Annotated in this window: 12 protein-coding genes and 2 pseudogenes; 6 read left to right on the top strand and 8 right to left on the bottom strand. The window is 51.5% G+C overall.

Annotation, left to right across the window (positions count from 1 at the left end; translation table 11 throughout):
* Window positions 1-22: 22 nt before the first annotated feature.
* Window positions 23-1,330: an ATP-binding protein gene (locus tag A918_RS0110945; RefSeq protein ID WP_028233673.1), complete on the bottom strand. Its 1,308-nt coding sequence runs from the start codon at window positions 1,328-1,330 to the stop codon at window positions 23-25.
* 225 nt (window positions 1,331-1,555) lie between these two features.
* Window positions 1,556-3,506 (bottom strand): annotated as a pseudogene (locus A918_RS22455) (glycosyltransferase family 2 protein).
* Window positions 3,507-3,786: 280 nt separating this feature from the next.
* Between A918_RS22455 and A918_RS0110930 the strand changes: the two are divergent.
* Window positions 3,787-4,683, top strand: a complete 897-nt coding sequence (locus tag A918_RS0110930; RefSeq protein ID WP_022711103.1) for a transporter substrate-binding domain-containing protein — start codon at window positions 3,787-3,789, stop codon at window positions 4,681-4,683.
* Between the two features lie 42 nt (window positions 4,684-4,725).
* Here the strand turns inward: A918_RS0110930 and A918_RS0110925 are convergent, their stop codons facing one another.
* Window positions 4,726-5,133: a tellurite resistance TerB family protein gene (locus A918_RS0110925; RefSeq protein WP_028233671.1), complete on the bottom strand. Its 408-nt coding sequence runs from the start codon at window positions 5,131-5,133 to the stop codon at window positions 4,726-4,728.
* A 281-nt stretch (window positions 5,134-5,414) separates the two neighbouring features.
* On the opposite strand from A918_RS0110925, the gene A918_RS0110920 reads away from it, so the two are divergent.
* Complete coding sequence (locus A918_RS0110920; protein WP_022711101.1) at window positions 5,415-7,064, top strand: lysine--tRNA ligase; 1,650 nt, start codon at window positions 5,415-5,417, stop codon at window positions 7,062-7,064.
* A gap of 57 nt (window positions 7,065-7,121) precedes the next feature.
* Here A918_RS0110920 and A918_RS20185 read toward each other — a convergent pair whose 3' ends face one another.
* The 5 genes and pseudogenes from A918_RS20185 to A918_RS0110895 form a co-directional block, all read right to left on the bottom strand.
* Complete coding sequence (locus tag A918_RS20185) at window positions 7,122-8,063, bottom strand: thermonuclease family protein (protein WP_022711100.1); 942 nt, start codon at window positions 8,061-8,063, stop codon at window positions 7,122-7,124.
* A 41-nt stretch (window positions 8,064-8,104) separates the two neighbouring features.
* Window positions 8,105-8,344 (bottom strand): annotated as a pseudogene (locus A918_RS0110910) (helix-turn-helix transcriptional regulator); the annotation flags it as partial.
* A 174-nt stretch (window positions 8,345-8,518) separates the two neighbouring features.
* Window positions 8,519-10,735 carry an FAD-dependent oxidoreductase gene (locus A918_RS0110905; protein ID WP_022711098.1) on the bottom strand — a complete coding sequence of 739 codons (2,217 nt, stop codon included), beginning with the start codon at window positions 10,733-10,735 and terminating at the stop codon, window positions 8,519-8,521.
* A gap of 14 nt (window positions 10,736-10,749) precedes the next feature.
* The gene (locus tag A918_RS0110900; protein WP_022711097.1) at window positions 10,750-11,958 is read right to left on the bottom strand and encodes an acetyl-CoA C-acetyltransferase; all 1,209 of its coding nucleotides are present in this window, start codon (window positions 11,956-11,958) and stop codon (window positions 10,750-10,752) included.
* Window positions 11,959-12,149: 191 nt separating this feature from the next.
* Complete coding sequence (locus A918_RS0110895) at window positions 12,150-13,943, bottom strand: acyl-CoA dehydrogenase C-terminal domain-containing protein (RefSeq protein WP_022711096.1); 1,794 nt, start codon at window positions 13,941-13,943, stop codon at window positions 12,150-12,152.
* Window positions 13,944-14,744: 801 nt separating this feature from the next.
* Here A918_RS0110895 and A918_RS20180 point away from each other — a divergent pair.
* From A918_RS20180 to A918_RS0110875, 4 genes are all read left to right on the top strand, one after another.
* Window positions 14,745-15,425 carry an outer membrane protein gene (locus A918_RS20180; RefSeq protein WP_084664765.1) on the top strand — a complete coding sequence of 227 codons (681 nt, stop codon included), beginning with the start codon at window positions 14,745-14,747 and terminating at the stop codon, window positions 15,423-15,425.
* A gap of 414 nt (window positions 15,426-15,839) precedes the next feature.
* Window positions 15,840-19,313, top strand: coding sequence for a peptidoglycan-binding protein (locus tag A918_RS20175; protein ID WP_022711094.1), 3,474 nt, complete (start codon window positions 15,840-15,842; stop codon window positions 19,311-19,313).
* A 485-nt stretch (window positions 19,314-19,798) separates the two neighbouring features.
* Window positions 19,799-20,719, top strand: a complete 921-nt coding sequence (locus A918_RS0110880) for a sulfite exporter TauE/SafE family protein (RefSeq protein WP_022711093.1) — start codon at window positions 19,799-19,801, stop codon at window positions 20,717-20,719.
* A 1-nt stretch (window position 20,720) separates the two neighbouring features.
* On the top strand, window positions 20,721-21,575 hold the full coding sequence (locus A918_RS0110875) for a TIGR02186 family protein (RefSeq protein WP_022711092.1): 855 nt from the start codon (window positions 20,721-20,723) through the stop codon (window positions 21,573-21,575).
* The last annotated feature ends 42 nt before the right edge of the window (window positions 21,576-21,617 follow it).

Genomic DNA, 21,617 nt, shown 5'->3' with positions numbered 1-21,617 from the left:
AGCCCGCGGATCGCACCTATGATTATGACCCAGCAAATACGACGGTGAATACAGCGCCTTTTCCAAGCTGTGAGCGCACGATCAACCTTCCGCGATGGCGGGTCAGAATATGTTTAACAATGGCGAGCCCCAAACCCGTGCCTTTATGGGCGCGGCTGCTATCCACATCAACACGGTAAAAACGCTCGGTCAGACGGGGTAAATGCTCCGCCGGTATACCAGGGCCGAAATCCTCTACGCTGACGGAAAAGCCACGCAATGCATCTGCAGTGGTTGGTGCTGCTTCGCCTCCCTGCTCATCAAGGTTGACAATAACACGCTTTCCCGCTTGCCCGTATTTACAGGCATTTTCAATCAGGTTCTGAAACACCTGAATAAGCTCGTCTTTGTCGCCGGGCAGCCAGACCGGATGATCCGGCTTTGTCCATTCAATGGTTACGCCAACACCGGAGGCCATAGGCGCCAATGTCTCCACCACATGGCTCAGCACCTGCCCGATATCAATGCGTTCTTTTACCGGAATAGCGGCCTTCATTTCCAGACGGGAAAGAGACAATAAATCATCGATCAGACGCGACATGCGGTCTGCCTGTGTCTGCATAATGCCAAGAAAACGCTCACGCGCAGCAGCATCGTCGCGCGCAGGGCCTTGCAGCGTTTCAATAAAACCACGCAATGAAGCCAGAGGCGTACGCAGTTCATGACTGGCATTGGCAATAAAATCTGACCGCATGCGGTCAATACGGCGCAACTCCGTCTGGTCGCGGAAGATCAGGATAAAACAATCTGCCTCACCTTTTGCCGTTTCAAAAGTCATGACCGAAGCACGATACCAGCGCTCAAACGGCAGCCGCTCCAGATAATCCGATGACCGCGCCTGCCCGTCAGCAATAATCCCCTGTATCAGTGAATGCATTTCCGGCGAGCGGAAACATAAATACAGGGACGCATCCCGAGCCAGTGGCGGAAACGCTTCGCGAGCTGCATGATTGACATAAAGGATCGTACCGTCTGTATCAAAAAGCACCAGCGGATCAGGCAGAAAATCGGCAAGCCGCTCACCGGACAGGCGCGACAGCGGCCCTTCACGCTTGCCGGTTTTGGTCGCAACCGCAACTGGTTTCGGTGTACTGAAAAACGCCAGAGCAATCACCAGAATAAAAAGCAACACACAGCCTGCCGCAGCAAGGGGTACGGAAACGCCCCAATAACGCAGCAGTAAAAACAACGGCAAGATTATCAGTAAAGAGGACGCCGATTTACGCAGAGCTTTTAGCAATCTCTGCTGACTATTCTCCTGTCTCCGCTCTCCGTCTGTATCTGATGCCATTATGTTTGAAACGCCGCCTTGCTGTTTCTGACCGGTAACCATAGATCTGAATGCCGCCTTTATGCCTGCCCTGTTGCAGCCTGCTATGTTCTATTCCAACAGATGCGCATATTATCTTTCCGATAGCAGCACAGTTTCACAGAATACATTTATTTTGCTGATTACAAATGTTTTTCCGGAAAAGCGCATACTCCGCCCCGAAAGAACAGCCGGACTATTTATGATTTATATTGCGGTTTTGTGACAATCCGGCCGGATGATTATGCCTTCCTGTGCATAATGCACCGGTAAAGTCTGCACAGTTCTTCTGTCGTCCTCAACGTGTTTTAACCCGCTCTCAATACGGCTAGGAAAATGCGGTGTTTTTTCCCAGTGATGGGGAGCAGTGAACATCTGATAAAATGCCCGCCATGATGCAACGGACAGTAGAAGCCAATATAAAGGCACGCCCCAAAGATAAAAATACCGGCGTTTTTCTTCATAACGCAGTGTCTTCTGACACAGCAAATGAAAACTCAGATAAGCTGTCAGCAAATTCAGACCATTAAACAAAACCGCAGCCACAACCGACTGGTCGTGATAACCGGAGATTGTTAGAGCAATACCCCAAATCAGACTGACCAGCATAAAGGGATGCAGCAAAGCGGATAACAGCAGACCTGTTGTATATAACAAGTAAAGGCTGAAACGTGCTGCACCTAACTGACGGCAGGTTTGCACTGGCGAGCGCATATGCACCAACCATGTCTGCATCCAGCCCTTGAACCAGCGGGTGCGTTGCGTTTTCCAGTCCTTATAATTTTCCGGTGCATCTTCAGTCGTCGGACGGTTAATCACGTCCACTCTGTAACCGAAGCGTGCCAAACGCATCCCCAGATCAGCATCTTCCGTCACATTATAGCTGTCCCAGCCACCGACTTTCTGCAGCACTTTACGCCGGAGATGATTGGATGTTCCGCCCAAAGGCATTACGGCACCACGACGGCTGAGCCATGGCAAAAGCCCGCGAAATAATCCTGCATATTCAAAAGAAAAATAGCGCGTCAGATAGTTACAGCTGAAATTTCCGATCACCAGCGGCGCCTGAAGACAGGCGAGATCACTGCCACTACGCCGGAACGCCTGCCATGCCTCCAGCAACTGATCGCGATGCGGCCTGTCCTCCGCATCATAGACGACAAGATATTCGCCACGGGCAAATTGCAGTGCATAATTCAGGGCTTTGGGCTTGGTCCGTGGTCCGTGGTCCGATCGAGGGTACTTTCAGAACTTCAAATTGCGCAGGTAATTTATGCCGTGACAGCGCTGCCAGAGTTTCACTGTCATCAGCCTCGCAAATCAGTTTGATATCCAGCTTTGCAACCGGCCAGTTCAAGGCACTGAGCGCCTGTATAAGCTGCCGCACAATCCCTGCCTCCTTATAAAGCGGCACCAGCACAGTATAAACCGGCAGATCATGAAGCCGGTATGGTGCCAGCGGTCTGATATGCAGCGGCCGTGCATTCCACGCCGCCAGAAGGCGAATGGTTACGCAAGCAAAGAAAAACAATGTCATGCCCCAATAGAGAAAGGCCAGACGGGAACCGCCCTCCGTCAGAAACATCCATAACAGCCCGATAAGCAAGCCTGCGAAACAGAAACCCTGCCAGCCGTTCAATACCAGACTGGCGGAAAGATGTGCGGGTGTCATTTTTTGTGCCCGTCCGGCAGCGGCTTTGCCATAACGGTTATGCAATAATGCCACCAATACAGAGGGCGGACAGAGTCTTAAACGCTCACGCATTTCAGGATATTGCCGCAAGTAGAATTTCAGCATCACCAATTCCCGAAGATCCGGTGCCATATAAAGCAGGCTTTGACCTTTAGGCCCCGCAATTAATATATGGCGGATACTGCTGAGACGAGCCGGTCCGTCAAAAGGGCGCAACAAAACCTCTTCCGCATCCGGCGCATCATCATAAGTCAGCCCCGTCTCTTCAGCCCAAAGCCTGTAAAGTGCCGCTTCAGAAATTGCACCTTTGTGCACGAGTTCATCATTAAAAGACGTATTATGCCGTGCAGCGCTGGCAAAGGCCGCAATAATATCCGCTTTACCCAATCCCGCCGCGACAAGCCGGACCGAAAATGCTGCACAGAGTTTTATAAAGCTTTGTGTAAACAACAAATGTATTGTCATTTCGCCCCCGCGAATATTTAACCAAAATCAACTCAATTAAATTAGAAGCAACAAAACAAAACTATTTTGAAATTTACGATAAATTAACAATAATAATCATTTTAAAAAAATATCAACTGTAAAAAATACAATATACAAATCATTCAATTTCAATAATACCAACATTAATTATTGTTCAAAAAATAAATTTATTATTCACACCGGTTCTGCTTTCTATAAAGGGGAGAAAATTTTATACTGAGCAAAATCCGGACAAACCAACAGGAGCTGCAGTCAGCCAATGCGCAATGATGTTCTTTCCGCCCCGCTCAAACGGGCGTTAAAATATTGCGCAGCCGTCGGCTCTGCGATCCTGCTGATACTCGCCTCCGGCATCTCGGCATCCTACGCCGCCCCGCCCTATCTGGTGGGAGATGACCAGAAACCGGCAAAACCGGATATTTCACAAAGAGCGCAGATACGTTTCCTGACCGGCACAGATTTTGCACCTTTCAACAGCCTCTCCCCGCAAGGACGGCTGAGCGGCTATCATATTGATCTGATCCGTGCGCTTTGTCAGGAACTGGCGATCACCAGTCGTTGCCTGATCGAAGCCCGCCCGTGGAATGAATTGCTTCCCGCCTTGCAGAAAAGTGAAACTGATGCGCTGATTGCCGGACTGACACCGGATCGGGAAAAACGCACCACACTCAGCTTCACCCGCGCTTATTTCAGCTTGCCAGCCCGTTTTGTGACAGTGAGAACATCGGAACTGGCCGATAAGAACTTTTCACCTGACGGGAAAACAGTCGGTGTTCTCGCCGGTTCCGCCCATGAAGCCTTGTTGAAAACCTATTTCCCGAAAGCAAAAACCAGTCCTTATAGCAACAGCGAGCCTCTTTATAAGGATCTCAGAGATGGCAAAATCCAGCTGCTTTTCGGTGATGCGATGAGCCTATCGCTCTGGATGAACCCAAACGCGACATCAGGCAAGGATGCCGCCCCGAACGGCTCCTGCTGCCGCTTTATTGGCGGCACCTATCCGGCACCGGAGTTTCTCGGACAGGGAATGACGATTGCTTTGCGCAAGCAAGATGCGGATCTGCGTCTCGCCTTCAATAATGCACTCAATACACTGGAGCGCAAAGGCGTGCTGGACGACCTGTATCTGCGCTATTTTCCGGTCGACTTCTATTAAGGAAAATGAGCGCATCTCAAAAAAGATGCGCTCATCATCAAATTACAATTTGCGGAAACGCACGCGCGCACTGCGCTCAATTGCAGCAACGCTCAGCTCGTCAAGATTCCATAGATCACGCATCAGCTGCAGGAATGCCAGCTCTTCCTGTTCAACATGCAGGTCGGCTGCGGCAACTTCAACAGCCAGCGCATAGGCTGTTTCATAGAGTTTTTCCGGCAGGGCCTGATGGGCAATATCCAGAATACGATCCAGACCATCATCTTTGGTCAGCAATTCATAGCAGCGCTCGGCAATTTCCGGCACTCTTTCATCATCAAAGCCGGTAAAAACCGGCAGGCGATGCACAAGATTTCCGATGGAGGACAATTCCGCATCTGTCATCCGCGTATCCGCAGCTGAAACTGTTACCATAATATAGATCAGCGCATCTTGCGGCGTGATTTTCATTTCCAAGAACTCCTGCATCGGCTTTTTTATGACTTTGAAACTATTCCACAGGGCTTAACAAGTGTTCAACTGCATTTCAGCCTGAGGATAATGCACACAACCCCCATCATTTTTGCATTACACACCTGCGCATGCAAAGAAAGCGCAGCATATCCCCCAGCGCTTGTAAAGAAAGCGCAGCACATCATTGACGAAACCCGCATCTCACCATAGACCTGTCTGTCCGTACCCGTAAAAAGTGCGGATATTTCAAACCAACACCTCCTATCAGGAAAGATATTATGACAACCGACCGCTCAAACCACATCGACCTTGCGCCCGACCTGATTGCGGCAGCAGCACAGGCGAAAGCGTGGCCCTTTGAAGAGGCTCGGAAAATCATAAAACGGTACGAGAAAACCGGCTTTCCCGAAGTCGTGATTTTCGAAACCGGCTATGGCCCGTCCGGTCTGCCGCATATCGGTACTTTCGGCGAAGTTGCACGCACATCCATGGTGCGCCATGCATTCCGCGTTCTGACCGAAGATAAAGTCAAAACCAAGCTCATCTGCTTCTCGGATGATCTGGACGGCATGCGCAAGATTCCGGAAAATGTGCCGGATCGTGCCGCGCTTGAACCAGCGTTGCAACTGCCACTGTCGGCTGTGCCAAATCCGTTTGGCGGCAACTATAAGAGCTTTGCGGATCACAACAACACCATGCTGTGCCGCTTCCTCGACACTTTTGGTTTCGATTATGAATTCGCCAGTGCCACGGAATATTACAAATCCGGCCGCTTTGATGAAGTGCTGCTGCGCGCTGCCGAGCACTACGACGACATCATGGCCGTGATGCTGCCGACACTGGGTGAAGAACGTCGTGCCACTTACAGCCCATTTTTGCCAATTTCGCCAACTACAGGTCGCGTGCTTTACGTACCGATGAAAAAGGTTGACGCCAAAGCAGGCACCATCACCTTTGACGATGAAAATGGCGTGGAAACAACACTGCCTGTCACCGGCGGCAATGTGAAACTGCAGTGGAAGCCGGATTTCGGCATGCGCTGGGCCGCTATCGGCGTTGACTTTGAAATGTTCGGCAAAGATCACCAGACCAATCAGGCGATCTATGACAAGATTTGTGAAATTCTTGGCGGTCGTGCGCCGGAGCATTTCGTCTATGAATTGTTCCTCGATGATCTCGGCCAGAAGATTTCCAAATCCAAAGGCAATGGTATCAGCATTGATGAATGGCTGACCTATGCACCGACCGAAAGCCTCGGCCTCTATATGTTCCAGAAGCCGAGAACAGCGAAGAAACTGTATTTCGACGTGATTCCGAAAGCCGTGGATGAATATTTCACCTATCTGGCAGCCTATGAAAAACAGGATTGGGCAGCCCGCCTGAACAATCCGGTCTGGCATCAGCATTACGGCAACCCGCCGAAGGTTGATCTGCCGGTGCCGTTTGCCATGTTGCTGAACCTTGTCAGTGCATCCAATGCGGAAAATGCCAGCACATTGTGGGGCTTTATATCCCGCTATGCACCGGGTGCATCTCCGGCCACCCATCCGGAGCTTAACGCTCTGGTGGAATATGCCATCCGCTACTTCAATGATTTCGTGAAGCCGAGCAAGAAATTCCGTGCACCGGATGAAGTTGAAAGCCAAGCTCTGCGTGATCTGGATGCAGCATTGGCCGCGCTGGACAACGGTGCAGACGGCACGACAATCCAGAATGCCATTCTGGATGTGGCGCGTGTTATCGAGCGCTATCAGGATCACAATAAGAAGAGCCCTGACGGCGGACCTGGTGTGTCCGTCTCGTTCTTCCAGATGCTCTATGAAGTGCTGATCGGACAGGAACGCGGCCCGCGTTTTGGTTCATTCGTGGCGCTTTACGGCATCGATGAAACACGCGGTCTGATTGCAGAAGCACTCAAGCGCGCCTGAGACTTTAAATAAAAAGAAAAAAGCCGCGCTTCTCAGAAACGCGGCTTTTTTTATGCTCTACTGCTGGGGTGCAGGTGGAAACGGTAAATCCGGCGCAACCGATTGTGCCGGCGTGGTGACTTCAGGTGCAGTCATATCAGGCACTGGATTCTCCGCAGGCAATGATGGTGCAGGCGTAATACCAGCCGGATTATCTCCTGAGTTTTGCGGCATATCCGTTACCGGCTTGCGGCCAAAAACACCAAGCAGCATTTTCTCAGCCTGTGTCTGGCTGCCTGCATATTGGCCACCGAAAGTAGCGCGCGCCCAGCCATTTTCCACCAGCCAGAGTGCAACATCCGTACCCGCCAATGTACAGCTTGTGCGGATCAGCTCCTGATTTTGCTCAACACCATCCATATTACAACTGACAGCACGACCACGCAGCCATGAGCGAAATGCTGTGCGTGCCTGCATACCACATTGCCAGACGTCACCATTCACATCGGAACAGGATGCATCCGGCTCGACAATATCAATGCCGTTCAGCTCGATCGTGCGATTGCCCACAGCCAGTCTGCCTGCAGCCAATGCCACAGGACGATAGAACAAACCGTCTGCGGCCGCCTGTTCTTCAGTCAGTTTCTCAGATTGTGTTGCCTCAGGTGTTTTTTCCTGCACCGGTGTAGCCAGCCCCAGATCGCTCAAAGGCGGGCGCGGCTCTACGCGTTCCAGAGGCTTAGTCTGCATTTCACCGGAAACATCAGGCAAAGGATTATCCGGCTGTGTATTGTTTTCTTCGCCTTCTGAAGATCCGGCAAGAGTACCGGACGGCAAACGCTCCGGCGGCATATCTTCCGGCAGATCGAAATTTTCTATGACGATACCGGTTTCACCGCTGCCTGTTTCACGATCAAGCGCGCCGTAAAACGGGGCAACATAGGCAGCAAATAAAGTAGCACCAACACTGAAAGCAAGGATCGGCGGCAGGATTGTCCGAAGGGTCGCCGGTTTACGCATACTCACTCCTGTTCATTGTCATGCTTCTTCTGCTGCGAATTAATAGATTTTTCGCCTGCCAGCAATTGTGCAAATGTCATCACATCCATTGCAGTGACTTCCAAAATCTTAGCCAGAGATTCCGTTGACGGCCAGCGCGGCCTGCCATCTGCCGCAAAGCGTTTGGACTTATTAAACGTCGTCGGGTCAAGCCCGGCACGCCGTGCCAGACCGGATGGTGTCAATTGCGCCCGCTTTGCCACACTATCAATGGCTGACCAGAGTTCTGCATGAGTAAACATAAGCCATCCGAAGGAATAAAATCCTCGCAAGTATAACCCAGCTCATACATCAGAACATCAACAAAAACGAAAATGGCGCAGAGATATCCGCGCCATTTTTATCATGAGTGATCAAAACTACGTGTTAGAGCATTTCCGGACGCAAAACCGGTTCCCACTTTTGCTGGAAATGCTTTAAGCAGCTTTATCTGCGGCCTTATAGGGATTGAAACGCTGATAGAAAGTCTCACCGCTCTCGGCCATATCGGTCAGGAGTTTTGGTGCCTTGAACTGCGCTCCGTAATCCTTCTGCAACTTCTTCGCCAGTTTGACGAAAGCTTTTGCGCCCATACCGTCGATGTAAGACAGAGTACCGCCGGTATAAGGTGCGAAACCGAAGGCGAGAATGGAGCCGACATCGGCTTCACGCGGATCGGTCACAATACCTTCTTCCATCACACGGGCAGCTTCCAGAGCGATAGTGACAAGAAAACGCTCTTTCAGCACTTCCACATCCACCTTGTCCGCATCCTGCTGCGGATAGAGTGTGCTCAGTTCCGGCCACAAATGTTTCTTGGCAGGCCGTGCCGGATAATCATAGAAGCCCTTGCCGTTCTTGCGGCCAAGGCGGTCATATTTATCCACCAGCGTATTGACCAGTTCGACATGGCGCGGATCAACGGCCTTGTCACCCAGATCAGCCAGCGTTGCCTTGAGAATTTTCTGCGACAGATCGATCGCTGTCTCATCATTGAGTGCCAGTGGCCCGACCGGCATACCGGCCATTTTGGCGGCATTCTCGATCATCGCAGGCGGCACGCCTTCCACCAGCATATTATAGGCTTCAGACATATAACGCAGCACGCAACGATTGACGTAGAAACCGCGTGTATCATTAACGACAATCGGCGTTTTCTTGATGGCACGCACATAATCCAGTGCCGTTGCCAGCGCCTTTTCGCCCGTCTTTTTGCCCATAATCACTTCAACCAGCATCATCTTATCAACAGGGGAGAAGAAGTGCAGGCCGATGAAATTTTTCGGACGCTGCGAGACTTTGGCAAGACCGGTAATCGGCAGGGTCGAGGTATTGGATGCAAAAATTGCATTCTGCCCCAGTACCGCTTCCGCCTGTTCGGTTGCCGCCTGCTTGACGCCGCGATCTTCGAACACAGCTTCAATCACCAGATCGGCACCATCAAGCGCCGCATAATCGGCAGATGGTGTAATCAATGCCAGCAGCTTGTCTTTATCTTCTGCTGTCATCCGGCCTTTCTGCATTTCCTTAGCAATCAGATCGGCAGAATGCGCTTTGCCTTTTTCCGCTGCTTCCAGATTACGGTCGATCAGCACCACCGGAATACCGGCTTTGGCAGTGACATAAGCAATACCTGCGCCCATGAAACCAGCGCCGATAACACCGATTTTCTTGAATTTGGTCGGCTTGATACCTTCCGGACGGCGTGCACCCTTGTTCAGTTCCTGCAGGGATACGAACAGTGAGCGGATCATCGACTGCGCTTCAGTGGTCTGCAGAATATGCGTGAAATAGCGCTGTTCAATCTTCAGGCCGGTATCAAACGGGACCAGCAGACCTTCATAAACGCATTTGAGAATGGTCAGTGCCGCCGGATAATTACCGGAAGTTTCGCGGCGCAGAATAGCCGTTGCCGCAGGCCAGAGATTGGCACCGGCTGCGGAGTAAATCGCACCACCCGGCAGTTTAAAGCCCTTCTCATCCCAAGGCTGAACAGGCTTCAACCCGTTGCGGATCATCTTTTTAGCGGCTTCCACCAGCTTCTTCGCCGGAGCCACTTCATGCACAAGTCCCATACCTTTGGCGCGGGCAGCAGTCAGGCTCGAGCCGGTAGTCATCATCTGCAGAGCGTCTTGCTGATTGACCAGACGCGGCACACGCTGCGTACCACCGGCACCCGGGAACAGGCCGACTTTAACTTCCGGCAGTGCAAGTTTCACGCCTTCCGCATCGGAAACCACACGGCCATGACAAGCCAGCGACAGTTCCAGCGCACCGCCCATACATGTGCCGTTGATCGCAGATACCCAAGGTTTGCCGCAGGTTTCCAGCTTACGATACAGGCCGGTCATACGTCCGACATTGTCAAACAGATTCTGGACAGCTTTGTCAGCATCCTGCTTCTGCTCTTTTTTGAAACGCGCCAGCATTTCCTGCATCATGGTGAGATCGGCACCGCCGGAGAATGTATCCTTGCCGGACGTAATCACCGCGCCTTTAATCGCCGCATCTGCCACAACCTGATCGATAATCTGGTCAAGCTCTGTCATCACCTCAACTGTCAGCACATTCATGCTTTTGTCAGGCATATTCCATGTGACAACAGCAATACCGTCAGCGCCGGTTTCAATTTTGAAATTCTTGTAATTTGTCATTGGACTACCCTCCCTCACACACGCTCAATGATGGTTGCCGTGCCCATACCTGCACCGATACACAGGGTAACCAGTGCTGTATTAAGATCACGCCGTTCCAGCTCATCGAGCACAGTGCCGAGAATGATTGCACCGGTTGCACCCAGAGGGTGCCCCATGGCAATCGCGCCGCCATTCACATTGATTTTGTTGTGAGGAATCTTGAAAGCCTGCATATAGCGCAGCACCACAGCCGCAAAAGCCTCATTCAGCTCGAACAGATCAATATCCGAGAGCTTCATTTTGGCGCGATCCAGCAGTTTCTCTGTCACATCCACAGGACCTGTCAGCATCAATGCCGGATCGGAACCGATATTGGTGAAAGCGCGGATACGGGCGCGCGGTTTGATATCCAGCATCTTGCCCGCACGTTTGGAACCGACCAGCACACCCGCCGCACCATCAACAATACCTGATGAGTTACCGGCATGGTGAACGTGATTGATGGTTTCGACTTCCGGATGCGCCTGAATACCGACAGCATTAAAGCCGCCCATTTCCCCCGGCATCACAAAAGACGGATTGAGGCCGGACAAAGCCGCCAGATCAGTGGTCGGGCGCATATGTTCGTCATGATCAAGAATAGTCAGACCGTTGACATCTTTCACCGGAATGACGGAGTTTTTGAAATAACCCTTATTCCAGCTCTCGCCTGCACGGCGCTGGCTTTCCACTGCGTAAGAATCCACATCCTCACGGGAGAAGCCGTATTTCGTGGCAATCAGATCAGCCGATACACCCTGTGGCATAAACCAGCCCGGAAAACCGACCGACGGGTCCATATACCATGCACCGCCGGACATACCCATGCCGACGCGTGACATGCTTTCCACGCCGCCGGCAATCACCAGTTCGTCTGTGCCACCTGCAATTTTAGCGGCAGCGAGGTTAACCGCATCAAGACCGGAGGCGCAGAAACGCGAAATCTGCATACCCGGTGCTTTAAAATCATATCCTGCTTCAAAAGCGCTTGATCGCGGAATAACCGCACCGGCTTCCCCCACCGGATCGACACAGCCGAAAATAATATCGTCTACTTTTGCAGTATCAATGCCGTTGCGATCACGCAGAGCTTCCAGCACTTTGGCACCAAGACGCACCGCAGGCACTTCGTGAAGACTCCCGTCTTTCTTGCCGCGGCCGCGTGGAGTGCGCACATGATCATAAATAAAAGCATCAGCCATAGTTCAATTAACTCCCAACTTTTTTAGTAACTGATCCAAAAGTCACCATGCCTTGGCTCACAAATGGCGATTTCTGCGCTTCCGGTGCTCATGTACCTAAAAGTACGACTTAAGCTCCGGTTCTCGAAACCACCATTTTCGCTTCGGCCTGCCGCTTTTTGATACAGCTACTCAAACCTTTTAACGGTGGCTTAAAAAGCATCTTCCGGCAGTGTCATCATCGTATCGGCACCAGTCTGAATGCGTGCTAAGCGCAATTGTGTTTCCGGCATGATACGCTCCATATAGAAACGGGCTGTGACAAGTTTAGCCTCATAATAGGCTTTGTCACCAGCACCGGCATTCAGCTTTGCCTGTGCGGCTTTCACCATTTTCGCCCACATATAACCGAAAGCGACCAGACCAAAGAGATGCATATAATCTGTTGAGGCGGCACCGGCATTATCCGGATTGGCCATTGCATTCTGCATCAGCCACATGGATGCGCCCTGCAGATCATTCAGGCCCTTTTTCAGATGTTTTGTGTAGAAGGACAGGGCTTCATCTGCGCGGTTTTCTTCACAAAAATCGCCAATTTCTTTGAAATAGGCCATCAATGCACGGCCGCCATTGGCAGGCAGTTTGCGTCCCACCAGATCCAATGCCTGAATACCATTGGCACCCTCATAGATCATGGTGATGCGGGCATCGCGCACATATTGGCTCATGCCGTTTTCTTCAATATAGCCGTGACCGCCAAAGACCTGCTGCGCCATAACCGCATGGTCAAAACCTTTATCGGTCAGCACACCTTTCAGCACCGGTGTCAGCAGCCCGACATGATCGTCGGCCAGCTGGCGCGCAGCTTCATCAGCAGAGTGATGGGCGATATCGGATTGCAGCGAGGTTGAAAGCAACAAGGCACGACCAGCTTCGTTAAAAGCGCGGATGGTCATCAATGTGCGGCGGATATCCGGATGTACGATGATCGGATCAGCTTTTTTGTCCGGATATTTCGCACCGGTCAGCGCCCGCCCCTGCAAACGATCACGCGCATAGTCTGCTGCATTCTGATAGGCGGTTTCGGCAATCGACAGCCCCTGCAGCGCCACACCGAGACGCGCTTCATTCATCATGGTGAACATGGCACGCAGGCCTTTGTTTTCACCACCGATCAGGAAGCCTGTCGCGTCATCATAATTCATCACGCAGGTTGAGTTGCCGTGAATACCCATCTTTTCTTCAATAGAGCCGCAAGCCACACCATTGCGCGTGCCCGCTTCGCCATTGGCATCAAGATTGAATTTCGGCACGATGAAAAGCGAAATGCCTTTGTTACCCTCTGGTGCGCCTTCAATTCGTGCCAGCACCAGATGGATAATATTGTCAGTCATGCCGTGTTCACCGGCAGAAATGAAAATCTTCGAGCCGGTAATCTTGTAGGAACCATCCGCCTGCGGCACAGCTTTGGTGCGCAGCAAGCCTAAATCCGTACCGCAATGCGGTTCGGTGAGGTTCATAGTGCCTGACCAGCGGCCTTCAATCATCTTTGGCAGATAGGCTTGTTTCTGGTCATCCGTACCGTGGGTGATGATGGCAGCAATCGCGCCCTGTGTCAGCCCCGGATACATCATCAGCGCCATATTGGCCGATGACATATACTCACCAACAGCCGCATGGAGCAGATATGGTAGCCCCTGACCGCCGAATTCCTCCGGCGCGGCAAGACCAACCCAGCCACCGGCACAATATTGATCATAGGCCTCTTTGAAACCCTGCGGTACTTTAACAGAAGCATCGGGCAGACGCTCGCAGCCCTCACGATCCCCGCTATAATTGACAGGGAACAATGTCTGCTCGGCGAGCTTCGCGCCTTCCTGCAAAATAGCTTCGATCGTGTCTGCGCTCATTTCCGCATATGACGACAGATCATTACGGGACTGGACGCCCAAAACATCATTCAGAATAAACTGTGTATCCCGAACCGGCGCGCGATAGACTGGCATGCACTTCCTCCAAGTTTGACGTCGGCAGATGATTGCTCTGCCGGAATGCAGGCGGAGGTGCTCATGAAGACGCCACCTCTCCCGCGCGTTGTCATTCAAACATTCAGAACACAGAATAATCCGCGTCCTGTGGTGCCGTTCTCTTTCTGCCCTGATACGACCGGACTCCTCTCCGGCAGCATCTGCTCGCTTTCCCATGGCGTCTTTAGCAGCCTATCACGGGATCAGTCTGACAGTATGCACTCTTGCGTGAAAACCGTCATTTTTATGAGACAGCAAAAAACTTTACGGCACCTTCGGATATCAGCCTAATAAATTTTGACGTTTGCGTAAACGTCAAAAATCCATTTTTGAAAATTTAAATTCAGGATTTTGCCACCGGCTGCACCAAACAGAGACCTCTGAAGAGGAAATACTATTTAAACACCCAAAAACTGCTGTTCGATTCTTCAAAACCGGGCTTTTTGAATGAAAATCGCAATTTTGCAGAAAATAAATTTAGAATTCACACAGAAAAACAGATACATTTTTGCAACATAAGTAAGTGTAAAAACCAAGAAACAATATATCAAGAAAATCTAAAATATACTAAATCAACACAAAATTACTTCATTCTAAAATAATTTAACATTTTGATTTTCAATCAGTTAATGCATTTTAAGTGTATTCACGCGTTCAGTATTATGGAAAAACAAGATATTTCAGCAACTTGGCAAATATTGGTTAGCAATTCTTAAACTATAATTTTAGGGTGTTCATTAATTTTTTTACCAGTATGGTCAGGCTTTCGCCGCAGACGCTATCGTTTCTGCTCCAGAACCAGCGCCGGTTGAATATTCCGCATTCAGCTGGACCGGTGGTTACCTTGGTGCGCATGCCGGTTACGGCTGGGCATCTATGCACGACATCAACAACCCGCAGGCTGACAAAGTAAAGCCAAAAGGTGGTTTCGGTGGTCTGCAGGCTGGTTACAATTGGCAGTTCGACAATAATGTCGTTCTCGGTGCGGAAGCTGATATTTCTTTCGGCAAAATCAAGAAGTCCTGGGATGGTCGCGACACCAACCAGTACAACTCTTACTACGGTGAAGATAAAATCGGTACACATGGTACAGTTCGCGCTCGTCTCGGTTATGCCGCTGACCGCTTCCTGCCATATGTAACCGGTGGTATTGCTTTCGCAGAAACCAAACACTCCCTTGGTTGTGATGTTGCCCGCGTAGCAGCAACAAACGGTTGTGGTGGCAAAGTAAACGGCGGCAAATTCGAAGATAACGCTTCGAAGACCCGCGTAGGTTATGTTGTAGGTGCCGGCGTTGAATATGCTGTAACCGACAACTGGACACTGAAAGCTGAATACCTGTATTCCAACTATGGTAAGAAGAGCGTAACACTTTCAGACCCATACAAAAACCAGTTCAACGAACGTCGCTTTAAAACAGACCTGAGCGAAGTACGTATCGGCGTAAACTACAAGTTCTAATCTGCTGATCGTTAACGATCACAAGCGGAACTTAAAGCCCTGCCTCTATGAGGCGGGGCTTTTCTGTTTAATGAAAATTGCATCACATAAATCAGCACATTCTTAAAAACATAATCGTTTCAAAGCCTGTCTGGCGCCCTTGCGGATTTCCTGAACACCAGCGTTCCTATAGATTAATCAGGACGCACTCATTCTCAGACAAAGATAAAGTTAAGAATTATCACCAAAATTAACCGCTTATTTACCACGTTTCGACAAAACTGTGTCTGAGGCAAAGTCTGTGTTTCGTGTGGTGCCTTGCAACCACCTCAACAAAGACCTTGCTTTGATCCGCCAGCAAGTCCTGCAGGCGAAAACAAACGGACAATCTGACCAGCTCCTTTAAGGCGCACAGTTTGAAAAGTGTAAACGGCGATGACAAATCAGCGGTCTCCTCTCGATAATCTGAATATGCGCCGTGAGCGCCGTCCGCTTGCATCGCTTGAGGAATTGAACCGCACTTTGTCCGCCCTTGAAAATCATCTTGTCGAGCGGCGGGAGGCGGAAGACTTTTCCCGTCACACGCAGGCTGCCGATGAAACGGCATCACCTGATGCTCTTGAATTTCTGCGTAATGATCCGGCAGTTGCACCACGGGCAGCATCTGCACCGGCTTCTGCGGACAATCCGCACAAGGAAGCTCTGGCTGCCATTGCCGACGAATTACAGCGTTTGCGCGCCCGTACAGAACTGAGACAGGCAGCAGCAATCAGCGAAAAACTGCATCTGTCTGATACAGGTGTGCAGCACAATCCGGCACGCCTTTCCGCTGCCGACCGCTTTATCGCAGGCACCAGCAATCTGTCCGCCAATAACAGCCCGAATACCGATGCAATTATGCGTCGTGATTTTGAAGAACTGAAGCGGACTGTTGAGACTCTGGCACGGGAAGAATCCCTGCGCCGTATGAGCCATCGCTGGGATGCGCTGGATGAGCGCTTTGACAATTTTGAACAGCAGCAGACTGAAAAATTCCATGCAAGCCAGTCGGCACATATTGATCCGGCTCTGGATGCGATCACGTCACGCCTTGATGATTTGCGCCATACCATTGAACAGCTGCCGGACAATCAGAGCCACTCCCTGCGTCAGCTGGACGAACGTCTGGATGAAATCAGCCGCGCAATTCTTGCGACCAGCTATCATCGCCAGCAGCCGGAGCAGGAAAACGCAGTTTTTGAAGAACTCGACCGCCGTTTTGCCGATCTGACCAGCCATCTGGACGAGCAATATCGTAACAGCGCTCATAAAGCCGCTCTGAATGATGACCGGTTTATTCAGGCACTGGAAAACCGCCTCGATCTCATTACCCGTCAAGTCTCGGAACAAACCGCTGTATTGCAGGCTGTGCCTGCAGCACCGGCAGCCGATCAGCAGCTGATGCGCAATCTCGAAAAGCAGCTTGGTTTTATCACAGAACAGCTCAGCAAGCCGGAAAGCCTGCTGCCTGAACTCGCAGAGATCAAGCCGCGTCTCGATGTGATTGAACGCGCCATCGACATTAACCGCGACACAGTTCTGAGCGCTGCCCGTGAAGCCGCAGAAGAAGCTATTCGTCAGGTTGTGGACAAAGGCCCTTCCCGCGATACAGATTTTGCCCGCCAGCTTGCCGATGATCTTAAGGCGCTGGAACAGCTGACCCGTGATACGGATGAGCGTAACAGCCGCACCTTTAACAAGGTTCATGATACATTATTGAAAATTGCCGAGCGTCTTGGACAGATTGAAAAAGACAATCTGCAGAAACCGCCTTTTGCCCAGCCTTCGCGCTCTGCAGGCCAGTCGCGCGAACAGAATAATGCAACACGTTTTACCAGCCAGCTTTCTATTCCTGAATGGGGCAATGATCCGGAACAAACAGCAGGCAATTCTTCACGCAATGCAGCATTTTCCGCCGTGCCTTCACCGGCTGCGGCGGCTATTGAAGCTGCGCGTGCCGCTGTTAAATCCGCGGCCAATCCTGCACCGGAGAAAATGGCTGCAGATACAGAAGCTGAAACAACCGGTACAGCACGCAAATCACTACTGAGCGGTCTGGCTCAGGCTGTGCGCCGCTCCAAGCCAAACAGCCCGACTTCGGCAACAACCGATGCTTTTGAGATTGAAGACGCGGATTTACTGACACTGGATACGCCGCCTGCGGCAAACCGTATTCCGGTCAAATCCGAAGAAGAAAGCACCGACCAGACCCTTGCGGCAATGCCGGATCTTAACGCCATTATCCGCCGCGTGCGTGATGAACAGCGTGGCCGCGGGCCGGATCATAATCCCTCCTCCGGCAAATCCGACCTTATCAGTGCGGCACGCCGTGCAGCACAGGCTGCAGCGGATGAAACCGGACGCCTGCGCGATCAGCACCTGAGCGACGGTACTCTGGGCGGCGATATCACATCCGATGAAGACCGCACGACTGCTCCAGACAAGCCAAAGCGCTCCCTGCGCAAGCCGCTTCTGCTGGCTATCAGCGCCATCATCATTGCTGTAACCGGCTTGCAGCTTGGCAACAGCTATCTGACTGAAAAGCAGGACAGCGTTGTTCCGCAGTCACCGGATTTGGCCAGTGTGCAGCCTGCACCGGTTAATACCGCTCCGGCTGTGATTGAAGACAAGAAACCTGCTTTGCCGACAATCACCACGCTTGATAATCCAGCGCAACCGGAAGAACAGACTGCATCCACGCTTCAGATTACCAGCCTGAACCATGGTCCGGTTTATGACGGCACAGAAGTGCAGCCGCTTGGTTCACGCGAATTTCCGACAGAGCCGCTCTCCGCCAGACCAATGACCGGCAGCACACAGGCTGTTATCAAGCCTGTTGTTATTAATCCGCCGGTAGCAGCCGCACCGGACATGCAGCCAATGCCGGAACTGCCTGCAAGCAGCACGCCGGTTCACACGGCTCAGGCTGAGACAACAACACCGGATCAGACGACAACACAAAGCCTGCCGCAAAAGAGCGAAGCTGCTGCAACGGCGAAGCTGACAGCAGTCCCTGTAGTGCCGAAAGAGGCCGGCCCGATTGCCCTGCGCAATGCTGCTGAAAGCGGCGATGCCCGTGCTCTTTATGAAATCGGCATGCGCTATACAGACGGCCGCGGTGTTGCCAGCGATTTTGCGGAAGCTGCCAAATGGTATGCTCTGTCTGCTGAGCGCGGTTTTGCACCTGCCCAGTACCGCCTTGCCAATTTCAACGAAAAAGGCCTTGGCATGCCGCGCGATGCGATCAAGGCAACACAACTCTATGAACAGTCCGCTGCACAGGGTAATGCCAGTGCTATGCATAATCTTGCCGTGCTCTATGCCATGGGGCCGGACGGCAAGGCAGACCATGACAATGCTGCCAAATGGTTCTTCCGCGCTGCAGAACTCGGCGTAAAAGACAGCCAGTATAATCTGGGCATTCTGACCGCCAAAGGTTTGGGTCGCACACAAAATCTGGAAGAAAGCTATAAATGGTTCGCATTGGCTGCCAATGCCGGTGATACGGATGCGGCTGACAAGCGCGATCAGATTGCAAAATCCCTCAAGCCTGAACAACTGGAGCGGGCAATCAACCTGACAAAGCTCTGGAAGCCGAAGGACATGATTGAGGATGCCAATTCGGTCAGCATTCCGGATGCCTGGGCTGATGACAAAGCTGTCACCACAGCTTCCGTCGATATGAAAAAAGCCGTGCGTAATATTCAGCTGATCCTGCAAAAAAATGGTTATGATGCAGGCACGGCAGACGGCGTTATGGGCAACAAGACCAGAGAAGCGATTTCTGCTTTTCAGAAAGCCAATGGCATGAAGCCAACCGGCGAAGTGGATCAGAAACTGGTTGAAGCACTGCTCGCCAAGAACAGCTGATTTGCACCGGCAACAATCAGCAATAACAAGAAATCATACCCCTTTGCCGTGCTGGCAGAGGGGTATTTTTATGGCCGTTGCGTATAAAATTGCGGCCTAACTGCAACACCTGCCACACACAATCTCCGGTGACTATTCAGGCTGACGGTTTCGCATCATCTTATGCACAGTGATGGTTTGACTTGGCGCTGCCAAAGGCGCAGAAAATTAACAGTTTTTTGCGACGATGAGTGTGTTGCATACAAAAAGCACGCAAAAAACGACATCAGCATATGTATTTTCAGGTTTAACGCCGCAAATGGCGGTTAAACTCAGAATTCTGTCAGGTCACGAAGAATAACCGCCCGCCGCCATCGAAAAGCTGCAAAGTCTGACGATAGGCCGGGTATTATTTTCGGGAGAACTCTGCGGGGAGCTTAGCTGTACACCGGATAAAGGGATACAGATTTCAATCTCCGGCAGTGTCATAGTAATGGTAGTGGGTCGTGGGTATTTATCTGCCAATAGCAGAAATTTCAGTCAACATGCTGGTTCTTCTCGGCATGGGGGCGGCTGTCGGCTTTTTGTCAGGTCTGTTCGGCGTTGGCGGCGGATTTCTGATTACTCCTCTGCTGATCTTCTATAACATTCCGCCCGCTATTGCTGTTGCCACCGGCGCTAATCAGGTTATCGCCTCCTCCGTTTCCGGCGCGCTTACGCATTTCAAGCGCCGGACACTGGATTTCAAGCTTGGCATATTGCTGGTGATCGGCGGTCTTGTCGGCTCTCTGGTGGGTATTTACATATTTTCGCTGTTGCGTGATCTCGGTCAGCTCGATCTGATTATCTCCCTGCTTTATGTGGTCTTTCTCGGCTCTGTCGGTGGTCTGATGGCCGTTGAAAGCTGGCGCACCCTGCGCCGCAACAAAGACGGCAAAGCACCGGATGTCCGCCGCTCGGGGCAACATAACTGGATTCACCGTATGCCGTTCAAGGCGCGGTTCCGAGCCTCGATGATCTATGTCAGTATTATTCCGGTACTGGCCATCGGCTTTTGTATCGGCCTGCTCTCATCCGTTATGGGTGTCGGCGGCGGTTTTATCATGGTTCCGGCGCTGATTTATCTGCTGCGCGTTCCGACCAATGTGGTTGTTGGTACATCGCTGTTTCAGATCACTTTTGTGACCGCATTTACAACGGTGATGCAGGCAACCAATAACCATACGGTTGATATTGTACTGGCCTTTTTGCTGATGGTCGGCGGCGTGATCGGAGCGCAATATGGCGCAAGAGCAGGACGCAAATTGCGCGGCGAGCAATTGCGTATGCTGCTGGCATTGCTGGTTCTTGCCGTTGCGCTGCGACTGGCTTTCGGCCTGTTCATTCAGCCGGATAATCTTTTCTCCATCGGCTTTGCGGATGAGTAAGATGAAACAGATCATCCGCAAAAGCTTACTCGCAACTGTTTTGCTTTCCGCACTGGTACCGCTCCAGAGCGGCAATGCCGCGACACGGATAAAAGAGCGCGGACAGGAAATGGCTGCGGTCACCAATCTGCAAGACCCGCAGCAATTGCCGGAAACAATCGAAATCGGCCTTTCGACAGAAACGATTGCCATTGCATCCAATTTCAGCGGCACCAATCTGACAATTTTCGGCGCGCTGGATAATGCCGATCCGCTGATCCGCAGACAGGGCCGCTACGATATTATCGTGGTATTGGAAGGCCCGCAGCGTAATCTCGTCGTGCGTGAAAAGTCACGTTATCTCGGCGTCTGGGTTAATGCGGATTCAGAAACATTCACATCTGTGCCGCTTTCCTATTCTCTGGCATCCACGCGACCGCTGCAGGATATTACCGACGAGAAAACCTATCGCCAGCTTTCGCTCGGCGTCAATTATTTCGCGCTGAACCCTGAATATGGCACGCTGACAGATCCGAATGCTATGCGCTTCGGGCAGGAGCTGCGCGACCTGAAATCCCGTCAGGGACTTTATAGCCAGAAAGTCGGCTCGGTCGAATTTGTTTCGCAGACTTTGTTCCGCGCAACACTGGCGCTTTCAACCAATGTGCCGGTCGGGCGGCACAAAGCCCGCGCTTTGCTGTTCCGCCATGGCGTATTCATTGGGGAAGCCAATACCCATCTCAATATTGTCAAAGCCGGTCTCGAACAGCAGATTTTTGAGGCGGCGCATCAATATAGCCTTGCCTATGGTTTGTTTGCCGTTTTTCTCGCCGGTCTCACAGGCTGGCTCGGACAATTGCTGTTCCGTAAAGACTAGAGCATTTCACAGTCCAGTTGAATCAACTTGACGGCAGTGATA

Source organism: Pseudochrobactrum sp. AO18b (assembly GCF_000409565.1).
Classification (GTDB): domain Bacteria; phylum Pseudomonadota; class Alphaproteobacteria; order Rhizobiales; family Rhizobiaceae; genus Pseudochrobactrum; species Pseudochrobactrum saccharolyticum.
This window is presented reverse-complemented; position numbering and strand designations above follow the sequence as displayed.

What these genes read in the sequence shown, in the direction of transcription:
- A918_RS0110925 (WP_028233671.1), bottom strand. Translation starts at nt 5,133, where the DNA reads ATGAAAATCACGCCGCAAGATGCGCTGATCTATATTATGGTAACAGTT.
- A918_RS0110905 (WP_022711098.1), bottom strand. Translation starts at nt 10,735, where the DNA reads ATGACAAATTACAAGAATTTCAAAATTGAAACCGGCGCTGACGGTATT.
- A918_RS0110875 (WP_022711092.1), top strand. Translation starts at nt 20,721, where the DNA reads ATGAAACAGATCATCCGCAAAAGCTTACTCGCAACTGTTTTGCTTTCC.
- A918_RS20175 (WP_022711094.1), top strand. Translation starts at nt 15,840, where the DNA reads ATGACAAATCAGCGGTCTCCTCTCGATAATCTGAATATGCGCCGTGAG.
- A918_RS0110945 (WP_028233673.1), bottom strand. Translation starts at nt 1,330, where the DNA reads ATGGCATCAGATACAGACGGAGAGCGGAGACAGGAGAATAGTCAGCAG.
- A918_RS20185 (WP_022711100.1), bottom strand. Translation starts at nt 8,063, where the DNA reads ATGCGTAAACCGGCGACCCTTCGGACAATCCTGCCGCCGATCCTTGCT.
- A918_RS0110930 (WP_022711103.1), top strand. Translation starts at nt 3,787, where the DNA reads ATGCGCAATGATGTTCTTTCCGCCCCGCTCAAACGGGCGTTAAAATAT.
- A918_RS0110900 (WP_022711097.1), bottom strand. Translation starts at nt 11,958, where the DNA reads ATGGCTGATGCTTTTATTTATGATCATGTGCGCACTCCACGCGGCCGC.
- A918_RS0110895 (WP_022711096.1), bottom strand. Translation starts at nt 13,943, where the DNA reads ATGCCAGTCTATCGCGCGCCGGTTCGGGATACACAGTTTATTCTGAAT.
- A918_RS0110920 (WP_022711101.1), top strand. Translation starts at nt 5,415, where the DNA reads ATGACAACCGACCGCTCAAACCACATCGACCTTGCGCCCGACCTGATT.